This window comes from Achromobacter sp. 1L-A-4-B-C2, assembly GCF_057291955.1.
On sequence record NZ_JBXAWP010000004.1, the window covers coordinates 201,991 to 216,858 of the forward strand.

Genomic DNA, 14,868 nt, shown 5'->3' on the forward strand with positions numbered 1-14,868 from the left:
GGGTGCCCCGCGTGGCGGGCCACGACAGCTCTCTCGTCATGAAGGAACCTGTCATGTCCCGCCGTGCGAATACCGAGCGCCAAATACTCCAAGCCCTTGAAGCCCAGATCCTGGAAACAGGCATGGGCGGAGTCGGCATCAACGCCATCGCCAAGCGCGCAGGCGTCAGCAAAGAACTCATCTACCGCTACTTTGACGGCATGTCGGGCCTGCTGCTGGCGTGGATGAAAGAACAAGATTTCTGGACACGCAACCCCGGCTTGTTGACCACGGAGGAATCCAGCCAGCGCACGCCGGCCGATCTGATTCTGACGATGCTGCGCGCGCAGATTGAAACGCTATCAGGCAATGAAACCTTGCGCGAGGTGCGGCGCTGGGAGCTGATCGAACAGAACGACGTCACCGCAACGCTTGCCGAACGCCGCGAAAATGCCGCGCGCGGATTCATCGAGCGCGTTGACGAACTTGCGCCTGACGTAGACGTGCCCGCCGTAGCGGGCGTGATACTGGCCGGGGCGGTCTACCTGACATTGCGCGCCAAAACCGCCACGCACTTTTTAGGCTTGCCGCTGCATGAGCCTGAAGGCTGGGCGCGCATCGACAAAGCGCTGGAATACCTGGTCGCGCACAGCTTTCCGGATGAGCTCAATGCCGAAGCGTTATCGACATTGGAAGCGCGCCGCCAAAGCAGCGCGGCGTCCGGCGAACCCGTCGTGTGAACGGCTGCGCGCTCAGTTCACGGGGGCCGTCGTCGAAGCGGGCGCTGGCGCCGCGTCGGCCTGCTGCACCGCTGGCAGGCCATCCCACCCCCCACCCAACGCCACAATCAAATTCACGCTGGCCACCAGGCGCGTGCCCAGCAGGCTTAGCGCATTGCGCTCGCTGTTAAGCGCGGTGGCGTCCACTACCGCCACGCTCAGATAGTCCACCAGGCCGGCCTTGTACTGGTTCTGGATCAGGCGCAACGACTCGCGCGCGGACTCCAGCGCGCGGCGTTGCACGGTCTGTTCGTTTTCCATGACGCGCAGCTGGATCAGATAGTCCTCAACTTCGCGCAGGCCCACCAACGCCGCTTGGCGATAGGCCGCCGCTTGCGAGTCGTAGGCGGCGCGCGCCTGTTCGACTTGTGCGGCGCGCGCGCCGCCATCGAACAGGGTCAGCGCCAACGCCGGGCCCAACGACCAGAAGCGCGCGGGCGCCGTCAGCAGGTCGGCGAACTGGCCGTTGCGAAAGCCGCCGTCGGCCGACAGGATCAGCGAGGGGAACCACGCGGCCTCGGCCACGCCGATCTGCGCATTGGCCGCGGCCGCGCGACGTTCTGCGGCGGCGATGTCCGGCCGCCGCTCAAGCAGTTCGGACGGCAGCCCCACCGGAATCTGCGGCAGCTGCAAGGCAAATACCGCCGGCGGCAGGCTGAACTGCGACGGGGCCTGCCCCATCAACACGGCGATGGCGTGCTCGTACTGGCCGCGCTGCCAGTCCAGGTCAATCGACTGGGCGCGCGTGCTTTCCACCTGCGTGCGCGCCACGGCGATGTCGGCCTGCCCCGCCACGCCCACTTCATAGCGGTTTTGCGTCAGTTGCAGCGACTTTTCATACGCCGCCACGGTAGCGTCCAGCAAACGTTTCTGTTCGTCCAGCACGCGCAGTTGCAGATAGGTCTGCACCAGCGCCGCCTGCGCGCTCAGGCGCGTGGCGGCCAAGTCGGCCAGGCTGGCCGCCGCGCTGGCCTCGGACGATTCCGTGCTGCGGCGCACGCGTCCCCACACGTCCAGTTCCCAGCTGACGCTACCCGTCACGGAATACTGGTTCGACACATTGCTGCCATTGCCTGACGACGATGACGAGCCCGTGCCGACGCCCGCGCGCGACATGCCGGCGCTGGCGCCCACGGTGGGATAGAAGCCCGCGCGCGCGGCGCGCACCAGGCCCAGCGCCTGACGGTAGTTGGCCTCGGCCTGGGCAATGGTCTGGTTCGACGTGTTCAAGCGCTCGACCAGCGAATTCAACGTGTCGTCGCCATACACCTGCCACCACTTGCCACGGTCGGCCACGTCACGCGGTTCCGCCCGCTTCCAGCCGTCTACCTGCTCTTGCCCCTGCCCTTCCTTGTAGGACGCGCCCACATCCAGCGCGGGGCGTTGGTAATCAGGGCCGACCGCGCACGCGCCAAGCAGCGCGCACAGCGCCAGCGTGACGGCGCTGCGGGGTAGGAAGGATGCGGCAAACGGCTTGGGTCGGATCATGTAGGTTCTATGGAAGCAGGGGCGTCATTTCGCCGGGCGCGCCAGCGCGATGCCCACAGGCGAAAACGGTCCAGGTAAAGATAGACCACGGGGGTGGTGTACAGCGTCAGGATCTGGCTGAGGACCAGGCCGCCCACGATGGTGATGCCCAGCGGCTGGCGCATCTCGACGCCCGCGCCGGTTGCCAGCACCAGCGGCAGCGCGCCGAAGATGGCGGCCATGGTCGTCATCATGATGGGGCGAAAGCGCGTCACGCACGCCTGGAAGATCGCTTCACGCGGCGCCATGCCCTGCACGCGCTGCGCTTCCAGCGCAAAGTCCACCATCATGATGGCGTTCTTTTTCACGATGCCGATCAACAGGAACACGCCGATCAGCGCAATCAGCGTGAAGTCCTGCCGCACCAGCAGCAGCGCCAGCAGCGCGCCCAGCCCGGCGGACGGCAAGGTGGACAGGATCGTCAGCGGATGCACGAAGCTCTCGTACAAAATGCCCAGCACGATATACATCGTGACCAGCGCCGCCAGGATCAGCCACGGCTGCTGCGCCAGCGTTTGCTGCAAAGCGGCGGCGGTGCCCTGGAAGCCCGCCTGGATCTGGTCCGACGGCAAGCCGATGCGCGCCACGGCCGCATCGATGGCGGCGGTGGCCTGGCCCAGCGACACGCCGGGCGCCAGGCTGAACGACACCGTGTCCGCCACGAACAAACCCTGGTGCTGCACGCTGAGTGGCGCGTTGCCGTTTTCCAGGCTTGCAAACGCCAGCAGCGGCACGCGCGCGCCGGTCGACGTGATGACTTCCACCTGCTTGAGCGATTCAATGTCTTCGGCAAACCTGGGCTCCAGCCCCAGCACCACGTGGTACTGGTTCAGCGGCCCGTACATCACCGACACCTGCCGCTGGCTGAACGAATTGTTCAGCACCGTGGATATCGTGGACATGCTGACGCCCAGCCGCGTTGCGGCCTCGCGGTCGATCACCAGGTTGATCTGGCGGCCCTTGTCCTCGACGTCGGTATCCACGTCGGTGATTTCAGGAATCTTCGCCATCGCCTGCTGCACCTTGGGCATCCAGGTGCGCAGCAATTGCAGGTCGCCCGACATCAGCGTGTAGTCGTACGAGCCCTGGCTCTGACGCCCACCGATGCGGATGTCCTGCTGCGACACCAGGAACATGCGCGCGCCCGGCATGTTTTGCAGTTTGCCGCGCAGCCGGTTGATGACCACATCGGCCGACACCTTGCGCTCTTCCAGCGGCTTGAGCTGGATCTGCATGAAGCTGCTGTTGCTGCCGCCGCGCCCGCCCGCGTACCCCGTCATGCTTTGCACCGCCGGGTCCGCCAGCACCACCTTGCGCAGCGCGTCCAGCTTGGGAACGGTGGCCTGGAACGAGGTGCCCTGGTCGACCCGGAAAAAGCCCAGCAGCTGGCCCGTATCCTGCTGTGGGAAAAAGCCCTTGGGCACCGCCATGTACAGGTACACGTTCAGGCCCACGGCCACGGCCAGCGTCAGCATCATCAGGCGCCCATGCGCCAGCGCCCAGCGCAGGCTGCGGCGATAGCCGTCCAGCATGGCTTCAAAGCCGCGTTCGGACCAGCGCGCGAGCCGTCCGGGCGGCTTGGCGTCCTTGGGCTCGGGACGCAACAGCCGCGCGCACATCATGGGCGTCAACGTCAACGACACCACCAGCGACACCATGATGGCGGCCGACAGCGTGACGGCGAATTCGCGGAACAGCCGCCCCACCACGCCGCCCATCAGCAGGATGGGGATGAACACCGCCACCAGCGACAGGCTCATGGACAGCACCGTGAAGCCCACTTCGCGCGACCCGCGCAGCGCCGCGCGCATGGGCGACATGCCGTTCTCGACATGCCGCATGATGTTTTCCAGCACCACGATGGCGTCGTCCACCACAAAGCCGGTAGCCACGATCAGCGCCATCAGCGAAATGGTGTTCAGCGTGAAGCCGCACATATACATGATGCAGAACGTGCCGATCAGCGATACCGGCACGGCCACGCTGGGGATGATGGCCGCGCGCCAGCGGCGCAGGAACAGCAGCACCACCAGCACCACCAAGCCCACGGCGATGATCAGGGTGAGTTCGGCTTCGTGCAGCGATGCGCGGATGCTGGGCGTGCGGTCTTGCGCGACCGTCATGTTCACGTCGGCCGGCATCAGCGCCTGCAACACGGGCAGCTGCGCGCGCACGGCGTTCACGGCTTCGATGATGTTGGCGTCGGCCTGCCGACGCACGATCATCAGGATGGCCTTTCGGTCGTTGTAGAAGCCGGTCTGATACAGGTCTTCGACGGAATCCTCGACCTTGGCCACATCCGACACGCGCACCGGCGCGCCGTCTTTCCAGGCCACGATCAGCGGCCGATATTGCTCGGCGCGGCTGAGCTGGTCGCTGACCATGATCTGCCAGTGGTAGCGGTCGTTTTCCAGCACGCCCTTGGGGCGGTTCGAGTTGGCGTTGGCCAGCGTGCTGCGCAGCTGGTCCAGCGACACGCCGCGATTGGCCAGCGCGCCGGGCAGCACCGTGACGCGCACGGCCGGCAGCGAACTGCCGCCCACGGTGACTTCGCCCACGCCGTCCACCTGCGCCAGCTTCTGCGCCACGATGGTGGAGGCGATGTCGTACAGCTGGCCCTGGCCCAGCGTGTCGGACGTCAGCGCCAAGGTCATGATGGGCGCGTCCGACGGGTTGGACTTGTGATACGTGGGATTGCTGCGCAAGCCGGAAGGCAGCAACGAACGCGCCGCGTTGATGGCGGCCTGCACGTCGCGCGCCGCGCCGTTGATATCGCGCGACAAATCAAATTGCAGCGTCACGCGGGTAGACCCCTGCGAGCTGCTGGACGTCATTTCAGTCACGCCCGCGATGCTGCCCAGCGACCGCTCAAGCGGCGTGGCCACGCTGGATGCCATGGTCTCGGGGCTGGCGCCGGGCAGGCTGGCCGACACCGAAATCGTGGGGATATCCACCTGCGGCAAGGGCGCCACCGGCAACAGGAAAAACGCCAGCAGCCCCGCCATCACAACCGCCACGCTAAGCAGCGTGGTCGCTACCGGCCGGACGATGAAGGGCGCCGACATGATCATGACGCGTCCCCGGCGGCGGGCGCGCGCACGCCACGCCAGCGGCGCGACAGGCGGTCGAACATCAGGTAGATGACGGGCGTGGTGAACAGCGTCAGCACCTGGCTGAGCAGCAGGCCGCCCACCATCACCAGGCCCAGCGGCTGGCGCAATTCAGCGCCGGTGCCCGAAGACAGCATCAGCGGCAAGGCGCCGAACAGGGCGGCAAGCGTGGTCATCAAGATGGGCCGGAAGCGCAGCAGCGCGGCTTCATGGATGGCGGCGCGCGGGCTCAGGCCGCGCTTACGCTCGGCGTCCAGCGCGAAGTCGATCATCATGATGGCGTTCTTTTTCACGATGCCGATGAGCAGGATGATGCCAATGATGCCGATCATGTCCAGCTCGGTGCCGCTGATCAACAGCGCCAGCAAGGCGCCCACGCCGGCGGACGGCAGGGTCGACAGGATGGTGATGGGGTGGATGTAGCTTTCGTACAGCACGCCCAGCACGATGTACATGGTGACGACGGCGGCCAGGATCAGCCACAACGTGCTGGTCAGCGAATTCTGGAACGCCAGCGCGGCGCCCTGGAAGCGGGTCTCGACCCCGGCGGGCATGCCGATCTCGGCTTCGGCGGCGGTGATGGCTTCGACCGCGTTGGACAAGGACGCGCCCGGCGCCAGGTTGAACGACACCGTGACCATCGGGAACTGGTCCAGCCGGTTCACGGCAAGCACCGTACGCCCTTCGGTGATGTGCGCCACGGACGACAGCGGCACCTGCGTGCCCGCGGCCGTGGGCACATGGATCTGCCCCAGCGCGGACGGGTTCATCTGGAACTGTGGCTGCACTTCCAGCACCACGCGGTACTGGTTCGATTGCGTGAAGATCGTGGAGATCAGGCGCTGGCCGAAGGCGTCGTACAGCGCTTCGTCGATGACGGCGGCGGTAATGCCCAGGCGCGAGGCCGCATCGCGGTCGATCTCGACCCAGGTCTGCAAGCCGTCGTCCTGCAAGTCATCCGTTACGTCCTTCAGGCCCGGCACCTGGCGCAGCCGGTCCACCAGCTTGGGCGTCCATTCGCTCAGCACCTTCAGGTCGGGGTTGGACAGCGTCATCTGATATTGCGTGCGGCTGACGCGGTCTTCGATGGTCAGGTCCTGCACGGGCTGCATGTAGACGGTCAGGCCGTCCTGCTTGCCCAGCGATTCCTGCAAGCGCGCCATCACCGTGCGCAAATCGCCGCTGCGCTCGGCTTGCGGCTTTAGGGAAATCTGCATGCGGCCGGCGCTAAGCGTGGCGTTGCTGCCGTCGACACCGATGAACGAGGACACGGCCTGCACGTCCGGATCTTGCAGCACCAGCCGCGCGGCGGCCTGCTGGCGTTCGGCCATGGCCGGGAACGAAATGGATTGCGGCGCCTGCGTGATGGCCTGGATCAACCCGGTGTCCTGCTGCGGGAAAAAGCCCTTGGGCACCACCATGTACAGCACCACGGTCAGCGCGAACGTGCCCAGCGCCACCAGCAAGGTCAGCGGCTGATGGCGCAGCACCACTTGCAGCATCCGGTCATAGCCGGCGATGACGCGATCAATGAAGTTGCCGGTGGCGGTGTGAAAACGCCCGTGCTTCTGTTCCGATTCCGCGCGCAGCAGGCGTGCGCACATCATCGGCGTCAGAGTCAGCGACACCACCAGTGAAATCAGGATGGACACCGCCAGCGTGATGGCGAATTCGCGGAACAGCCGGCCCACGACTTCGGTCATGAACAACAGCGGAATCAGCACGGCGATCAGCGAGAACGTCAGCGAGATCAGCGTGAAGCCGATCTGCGAGGCACCCTTGAGCGCCGCCTGCATCGGCGTTTCGCCTTCTTCGATGTGGCGCGCGATGTTCTCGATCATGACGATGGCGTCGTCCACCACGAAGCCGGTGGCGATCGTCAGCGCCATCAGCGTCAGGTTGTTGATGGAGAACCCGGCCAGATACATGATGCCGAACGTGCCCACCAGCGACAGCGGCACCACGACGCTGGGGATCAGCGTGGCGGTCAGGCTGCGCAGGAACACGAAGGTCACCATCACCACCAGCCCCACGGCCAGCAGCATTTCAAACTTCACGTCTTCGACGGAATCGCGGATGGTCTGCGTGCGGTCGGACACCACGGTGACATCCAGCGTGGCCGGCAGCGCGGCGCGCAGCTGCGGCAACAGCGTCTGAATGCGGTTGACCACGTCGATCACATTGGCGCCGGGCTGGCGCTGGATGTTCAACAGGATGGCGGGCTTGTCGCCGGCCCATGCGGCCTGGCGCGTGTCTTCGGCGCCTTCGACCGCGCGCGCCACGTCGGACAGGCGCAGCGGCGCGTTGTTCTTGTAGGCGATGATCAGGTCGTTGTAGTCGGTGGGCGACTTCAGCTGGTCATTGGCGTTGATGGTGGTGGAACGCAGCGGGCCGTCCAGGTTGCCCTTGGGCTGATTGACGTTGGCGCCCACGATGGCGGTGCGCAGGTCGGACATGGCCAGGCCGTTGGCGGCCAGCGCCTGCGGGTTGACCTGCACGCGCACGGCCGGGCGCTGCCCGCCCGCCACGCTGACCAGGCCCACGCCGGGGATCTGCGACAGCTTCTGCGCCACCCGCGTGTCGACCAGGTCGCGCACCTGCGGCAAGGGCATGGTGGGCGATGTGATCGCCAGCGTCAGCACCGCGGCATCGGCGGGGTTGACCTTGTTGTACGTGGGCGGCACCGGCAGGTCGCTGGGCAGCAGGTTGGATGCCGCGTTGATGGCGGCCTGCACCTGCTGCTCGGCCACGTCCAGTGGCAACGTCAGGTTGAACTGCATGGTGATGACCGACGCGCCGCCCGAACTGGTGGACGACATCTGGTTCAAGCCCGGCATCTGCCCAAACTGCCGTTCCAGCGGGGACGTGACCAGCGAGGTCATCACGTCGGGGCTGGCCCCGGGGTACAGCGTCACCACCTGGATCGTCGGGTAGTCCACCTCGGGCAGCGCCGACACGGGCAACATGCGGTAGGCGATGAAGCCGGCAATCAGGATGGCCACCATCGCCAGCGTGGTGGCGACGGGGCGCAGGATGAACAGACGCGACGGACTCACGATGCGCTCGGCTTATTTGGACGGCGGCGTGGTGCCGGCAGGGGCGCCCGCGCCCAGCGTCTTGTCGCGGGTGGCGGGAATGACTTCGGCGCCGCCCACGATTTCAACCTTGGCCCCGGCGCGCAGGCGGTCGGTGCCTTCGGTGACGACGCGGTCGCCCGGTTGCAGCCCTTCGTTCACGGCGACCATGCCGTTGTTGATGGCGCCCAGCTTGACCTGGCGCACGGCGATGGTGTTGTCCGGCTGCACCAGGAACACAAAGGCGCCGGCCGAGCCTTGCTGGATGGCGGCGGTGGGGACGGCGGTGACGTCCTTGCGCGTCAGCACGTGCAGGCGCACGTTGACGAACTGGTTCGGGAACAGCGCGTCGTCCGCGTTTTCAAACTTGGCCTTCAGTTTCAAGGTGCCGGTGGTGACGTCGATCTGGTTGTCCAGCGTTTCCAGCACGCCGGTGGCGATACGGCGCGTGTCGGCGCGGTCGTACGCGTCAACGGCCAAGGTTCGGCCGGCCGCGATTTCGCCACGCACTTCGGGCAGCTGGGTTTCCGGCAGCGTGAAGACGACGGAGATGGGCTGGGTCTGGGTAATGACAACCAGCCCATTGGTATCGGAGCTGGACACCAGATTGCCCCGGTCCACCTGGCGCAGGCCCAGCCGGCCGCTGATGGGCGCGGTGATGCGGGCGTAATCCAGCTGCAACTTGGCGTTGTCCACGTTGGCCTGGTCGCTTTTGACGGTGCCTTCGTATTGGCGCACCAGCGCGGCCTGGGTGTCGACCTGTTGCTTGGCGATGGAGTCCTGCTTGAACAGGGCTTGATAGCGTTGCAGGTCGCGCCGCGCGTTTTCAAGCTGGGCCAGATTCTGCATCTGCGTGCCGCGCGCCTGGTCCAGCGCCACCTGGAAGGCGCGCGGGTCGACTTGCGCCAGCACATCGCCGGCCTTCACTTGCTGGCCTTCCTGGAATTTCACATCGACCAGTTCGCCGCTGACGCGGCTGCGCACCGTGACCGTGTTGTACGCGGTGACGGTGCCCAGGGACTTCAGGTAGATGTCGATGTCCTGCTTGGTGGCGGTTGCGATGCGCACCGGCACGGGCAGGTTGGCCATCGCGGCCGCGGGGGGCCGGCCGCCGCCCGGGCCTCGCGCGCCGGCCGGACCGCCCTGCTTGGCAGAGGGCCGCAGCACCAGCCAGGCAATACCGGCAACCACCAGCAGCAACACGACCAAGCCGCCAATGCGGCGGCGGGTCCAGCGGGACGGTGGGGAAACAGGACGACTTTCGGACATGGAAACGGTTCCGGCACTAATGCAGAAAGCCGTATTGTCTACTAGTCGGGTTCCGTTTCGCGCATCGCGGGCGCCAGTTGAAACTGGCCGCAACAAGAATCAGCCTTGCGGCGGCCGTAGGCGGGCAAGGCAGCAGCCTACGAGCTGCACAACGTCATCTGAAAGGCGACGTCGCGGGCCACCTGCTGGGGCTTGAATTCGCCGTCTTGCGTGGAAAAACGTATCCAGATCATGTACTTATTGGCGCTGATCTCGGGGAATACGCCTTGCTCGGGGTCGACCCACACGCGCAGCAGATGAAACTGCTTGCCGCCCAGCATCTGCTGGTAGGCGCCCTGCTCGGCCACGATGTCGGTCTTGCGGCCGGACTCGCGCAGCAGCCGCAACGCCAGCGTCAGCCCGTCGTACAGGGCAAGAAACGGTGAGATCCAGGCCTGAAGGTCCGCAAGGCGGGCGGCTTCGGATTTGTTCTGCCAGGCAAAGTAGGACGGCATGTCGACCTGCGTGGCGCTGCCCGGCACGGACAAGCGACCACGCAGGCTGGTCAACCATTCGTTTTCGCGCAGCGACTGGCCGGTCTTGCCGGGCGCGGCCAATGCCGTGGCCACTTTTTCCAGTTCGCGCAGCATGGCTTCCAGCGCATCCTGCGCCACGCCGGGGTGATCGCGCAGACCCACCAGCGCCATGCGCTGGCGTTCAAGGTCTTGCAGCACGGCGCCTTTCACGTCCGTGCGTTCGCAGGCGTCAAGCAAATCGAAAAGAGAAGTAACGGCAACCTGATGTTGGCGTGAATCCCCTGCCTGAGCAAAGAAGAACAACCTGTCGAACAGGTATTCCAATCGCAGGTAGGCGCGGATGCGCTCATTGAAGGGGTATTCGTAAACAATCACGCTTTTTTACAGGCCCATCAGTGGTCAGCCAGCCGGCCGGGATGTGGAAGGGTGCCGGCCCGCTTGCGCTTACCGGCCCTGGGTGGTCGCCAGCGCAAGCCAGCGGTCATGCAAGGTCTTTGCCTGCGCGCGCAATTGCTCGGGTGTTGTGGCGCCGTCGTTCATGATGACGTCGTCAGCGGACTCCAGGCGGACTTGCCGCGCAGCCTGTGCCGCCATAATACGCCTGATGGCGGGCTCCGTCAGCCCGCTGCGAGCCTGCACGCGAGCCACCTGTGTGTCGGGGTCGCAGTCCACCACGCAGATGCGGTCAACGCGCCCGCGCCACCGCTTTAAGGACTCCACCAAAAGCGGCACCACAAAGACCAGATACGATCCGGTCGCGGCCGCCGCCTGGCGCCGTGTTTCTTCGGAGATGATGGGATGCAGCACGGCTTCAAGCCGCTGCCGCACGGCGGGGTCGGCGAAGGCGCGCTCGCGCATCCAGTCGCGGTTCAGCGCACCGTCCGGGGTCAACGCATCGGCGCCGAACTCGGTCGCGATGGCGGGCATGGCCGCGCCATTCGCGGCGGTCAGCGCGCGCGCGATTTCATCGGTGTCGACCAGCGTTGCGCCCCAGTCCGCCAGCATGTCGGCCACGCGGGACTTGCCCGACCCGATGCCGCCCGTCAGCCCAATCTTGAACATGATGCCTATCCTTTCCCGCCGGCTCACGCCTGGCGCATCAACAACCACAAGCCCTCGTCGCCACCCAACAGCAACATCACGATACCGGCCAATGCCAGGTAGGGTCCGAAAGGCAGCGGCTGCCCCCGGCCCGCGCGACCGCTGAGCGTGAGCGCGCCGCCGATCAACACGCCCACCAACGAGGCCGCCAGCAACAGCATCGGCAGCGACTCGGCGCCAAACCAGGCGCCCAGCGCGGCCAGCAATTTGAAGTCGCCATAGCCCATGCCTTCGCGCCCGGTCAGCAGCCGGAACAGATGGAAGATAACCCACAGGAACACATAGCCGGCCACCGCGCCGATCACTGCCAGCGGCAAGGTGGTGAAGGTGCCGAACAGGTTGACGAGCAGGCCGGCCCAGACCAGCGGCTGCGTCAGCACATCAGGCAGCAGCGTGGTTTCAAAATCGATCCAGCCCAAGGCGATCAGCATGGCCGACAAGCCCATGGCGCACAAGGCGACGGGCGTGGCGCCGTAGCGCCAGGCGCAGGCGGCGAACACCAGGCAGGTCAGCAATTCAATGGCGGGGTAGCGCCACGCAATCACGGCATCGCACGCGGCGCAGCGGCCCCGCAGCAAGAGCCAGCCCAACACCGGCAGCCGCCTCCAGCCACGCACCGGCGCGTTGCAGGCAGGGCAATGCGATGCCGGATGGAACAGACCGTCGGGGCTGTCGGGCCGCGCCCGGCCCACCGCGTCCAGGCATTGCGCCTGCCATTCGCGTTCCATCATGCGAGGCAGCCGATAGGTCAGCACGGTCAGCCAATTGCCGACGAACAAGCCCGCCAACGCGGCCAGCGCAATGAAGGCGCCCAAGGGAATATCGAAAGCGTGTCGCAGCACGTTCATGCCCGCCCGCGACGAAGGCGCGCGCCAGACCCAGCGCCAGATCCCGCGCCCTGTCCGTCGGCCAAAAGGCCGACAGCAAAACGGCGGCCGTGTCGTTTATTGTGCATAAAGTACTGACTACACCCAAGAGTGGCTAAGGGAACGTATCGAATCTTCGCATAAGTGCGTAAAATCGGAGACAGACTCAATTCACGGATAAGCTGCCATGACCGCCCGCGTCGACATCGTTACCCGATCCCGCAAACTCAGCGTCATGGGGCTGCTGCTGGCCGGTACCGCACTAGGTGCGGCAGGCTGCGCCCAGCAAAAAACCGAAGGCTATTACGACCCCCCGGCTGAAAGCACGGTGACCGATGCCCAGTACCAGGGTTCGGGCGCCGGCTACCGCAGCGTCATCCGCGCGCCGTCGCAAGTGCAAATCGCCCTGAAGCCCGACGCCCGCAAACCCCAGAACCAAGCCGCGCAAGCCGCTGCCGGTGGCCAGACCACGGAAGACGGCCAGCCTGTTCCGGAAGGCGCCGACAACAGCGCCGCCGTTGCCGCTTCCACGCCCGCCCCGGCTGCCCCGCCCAATGCCGCGGCCCACAGCCTGGTGCCACAGCCGCAGACCTACATGGGCACGTTGCCGTGTTTCTCGCCCGCCATGCAATGCACGGCGCAGCGCGTGACGTTGACCCTGGCGCCCAACGGCCGTTGGCGTGGCCGCACGGCCTACCTGGAAAACGACCCGAACAAGGGCCCCGCCGTAACCGAACAGGGTTGCTGGGACGCCACCGACGAACGCCCGCCGCGCGTCATCATGATGGACGGCAACGGTAACGTCCGCGCCGAGTTCGTGGTGGCCGCCAACAACGTGCTGCGCGTGCGTTCGATCGCCGGCCAAACGCCCAACTTGAACTACAACCTGACCCGCCAGCCGGATCTGGACCCGATCGACGAGTTGGCCAAGGCCGCGGCGCCCAAGTGCCCGTAACGCCGGCATAACGCAACAACCCGATCCCGCCGGGCCCGCCGAACACCTTGTTCGCGGGCCCGGCGTTTTTTTGGGCCCCGTGCCGGCTAATCATGAGTGTCCGCAGGGTCGTCCGTGGGGTCATCCGTGGGGCCATCCGTGGGGTCGTCCGTCGGGTCGTCCGTCGGGTCATCAGATGCTGCGGGATCGACTCCATATCCCAGCGGCGGTTCGTGCAGCGTCGTGCTGGACGCCATAGGGGGGAACATGGCGGCGGAATAAATCCCGGGGATGATCGGCTGCGAGACGATGGGCAAATTTGCGTCGGCGGGCAGCGTGGGAGAGCCAGTCATCGGCCTGCCTCCAGCCATACCCAGCGCGGGCCGTGAACCCGTGGCCGCGCCCCGCTCAGCACCCCGCTCAGCACCCACCCCGGCACCCCGCTCGGCAGCCAACGCCGCATCCACTGCCGCGGCTTCGAGAATGGGCGACGCCCCGGAACGGCCGTGCGCGCACAGGCGGCAGGCCAGCTCCATGGCGTTGCGGGTATGTAGTTTGGCGAAGATGCGGGCGCGATGGGCTTCCGCCGTGCGCAGCGAAATACCCAGGTCGATGGCGATCACTTTGTTCGGCCTGCCGGCCGCCACATAGTCGACGATCTGCCTTTCGCGGGGCGTCAAGGCGACAAGCGCTGCATCAAGGTCGGGACGGGGAACACGCATGGGGCGACTCGTTTTTTGCAATGTAGGATTACAAGAAGTCTGCCCTCCCCCTAATAACGGCGAAAGCTAGCAATTCTGTCAGGGGTCGGGATGCCGCAATCTGCGGTCCCTACCCTGTTCATGCGGGATCAGGCCGTGTAGGCCAATTCCAGGTTGTCGATCAGACGCGTCGCGCCCAGCTTCGCGGCGGCCAGCACAACGACCGGCTCGCCGGCCTGCAAGTCGGCAGCCTCGGGGCGCTTCAGATCGCGCTGGCGGCGCAGGGCCACGTAATCGACCTTCCAGCCGCGCCGGGTCAGCTCGTCAATGGCGTCGCGCTCCAGGGCTTCGGCATTGCGCTCGCCCTGCGTCAGACGCTGGCCGATCTTCTGCAAGCCCGCATACAGCGCGGGCGCTTCGGCGCGTTCTTCCGGAGTCAGGTAGCGGTTGCGCGAGGACAGCGCCAGGCCGTCATCCGCGCGCACCGTTTCATGGGCCAGCACCTCGACCGGCAGCTGAAACTGGCGGCACATATTGCGCACGACCATCAGCTGTTGGTAGTCCTTCTTGCCGAAGACGGCCACGCGTGGCTGCACGCACGAGAACAGCTTGAGCACCACCGTGCTGACGCCCTCGAAGAAGCCCGGACGGAACTCGCCTTCCAGGATGTCGCCCAGATCGTCCGGCGGCTGCACACGGTAGTTCTGCGGCTCGGGATACATCTCGCGCTCATTCGGCGCGAACAGCACGTAGACGTCGCGCGCCTGCTCCAGCTTTTCAATATCAGCCGCCAGCGTGCGCGGGTATTGGTCGAAGTCCTCGTTCGGACCGAATTGCAGCCGGTTCACGAAGATGCTGGCGACGACGGGGTCGCCATGCTGGCGCGCCAGCTTCATCAGCGACAGGTGGCCTTCGTGCAGATTGCCCATCGTGGGCACGAACGACACGCGGTTCTGGCCGCGCAGGTGATCGCGCAATTCCTGGATGGTGTGTACGACTTTCAAGGGAACTCT

11 protein-coding genes are annotated in these 14,868 nt (G+C 66.0%); 2 read left to right on the forward strand and 9 right to left on the reverse strand.

All coding sequences use genetic code 11. The annotated features are described in order from the left end of the window. Positions 1-53 precede the first annotated feature (53 nt). Complete coding sequence (locus AC0Z35_RS19610; protein WP_120153681.1) at positions 54-719, forward strand: TetR/AcrR family transcriptional regulator; 666 nt, start codon at positions 54-56, stop codon at positions 717-719. Positions 720-731: 12 nt separating this feature from the next. On the opposite strand, the gene AC0Z35_RS19615 is transcribed toward AC0Z35_RS19610, so the two are convergent. From AC0Z35_RS19615 to AC0Z35_RS19645, 7 genes are all read right to left on the reverse strand, one after another. After that, positions 732-2,246: an efflux transporter outer membrane subunit gene (locus tag AC0Z35_RS19615; protein WP_120153679.1), complete on the reverse strand. Its 1,515-nt coding sequence runs from the start codon at positions 2,244-2,246 to the stop codon at positions 732-734. Further along, positions 2,243-5,356: a multidrug efflux RND transporter permease subunit gene (locus AC0Z35_RS19620; protein WP_046807384.1), complete on the reverse strand. Its 3,114-nt coding sequence runs from the start codon at positions 5,354-5,356 to the stop codon at positions 2,243-2,245. Before AC0Z35_RS19620 ends, AC0Z35_RS19615 begins: the two co-directional genes overlap by 4 nt. After that, positions 5,353-8,451, reverse strand: coding sequence for an MdtB/MuxB family multidrug efflux RND transporter permease subunit (locus AC0Z35_RS19625; protein WP_046807383.1), 3,099 nt, complete (start codon positions 8,449-8,451; stop codon positions 5,353-5,355). The genes AC0Z35_RS19620 and AC0Z35_RS19625 overlap by 4 nt, the downstream gene beginning before the upstream one ends. A gap of 12 nt (positions 8,452-8,463) precedes the next feature. Further along, a complete protein-coding gene (locus tag AC0Z35_RS19630; RefSeq protein ID WP_120153677.1) occupies positions 8,464-9,738 on the reverse strand; it encodes an MdtA/MuxA family multidrug efflux RND transporter periplasmic adaptor subunit in 1,275 nt (424 codons plus the stop codon). 137 nt (positions 9,739-9,875) lie between these two features. Continuing rightward, a complete protein-coding gene (gene zapD, locus AC0Z35_RS19635) occupies positions 9,876-10,628 on the reverse strand; it encodes a cell division protein ZapD (protein WP_485132545.1) in 753 nt (250 codons plus the stop codon). Between the two features lie 69 nt (positions 10,629-10,697). After that, entirely contained in the window at positions 10,698-11,315 is a 618-nt protein-coding gene (gene coaE / locus AC0Z35_RS19640) for a dephospho-CoA kinase (protein ID WP_104144771.1), read from the reverse strand. Between the two features lie 23 nt (positions 11,316-11,338). Beyond that, positions 11,339-12,202: a prepilin peptidase gene (locus tag AC0Z35_RS19645; RefSeq protein WP_120153672.1), complete on the reverse strand. Its 864-nt coding sequence runs from the start codon at positions 12,200-12,202 to the stop codon at positions 11,339-11,341. A 205-nt stretch (positions 12,203-12,407) separates the two neighbouring features. On the opposite strand from AC0Z35_RS19645, the gene AC0Z35_RS19650 reads away from it, so the two are divergent. Next, a complete protein-coding gene (locus tag AC0Z35_RS19650) occupies positions 12,408-13,175 on the forward strand; it encodes a copper resistance protein NlpE N-terminal domain-containing protein (protein ID WP_046807378.1) in 768 nt (255 codons plus the stop codon). 86 nt (positions 13,176-13,261) lie between these two features. Here the strand turns inward: AC0Z35_RS19650 and AC0Z35_RS19655 are convergent, their stop codons facing one another. Both AC0Z35_RS19655 and panC read right to left on the reverse strand, forming a co-directional pair. Then, entirely contained in the window at positions 13,262-13,876 is a 615-nt protein-coding gene (locus tag AC0Z35_RS19655) for a response regulator transcription factor (RefSeq protein WP_485132546.1), read from the reverse strand. A 128-nt stretch (positions 13,877-14,004) separates the two neighbouring features. Further along, entirely contained in the window at positions 14,005-14,859 is an 855-nt protein-coding gene (gene panC, locus AC0Z35_RS19660; RefSeq protein WP_046807377.1) for a pantoate--beta-alanine ligase, read from the reverse strand. Positions 14,860-14,868: the final 9 nt, after the last annotated feature.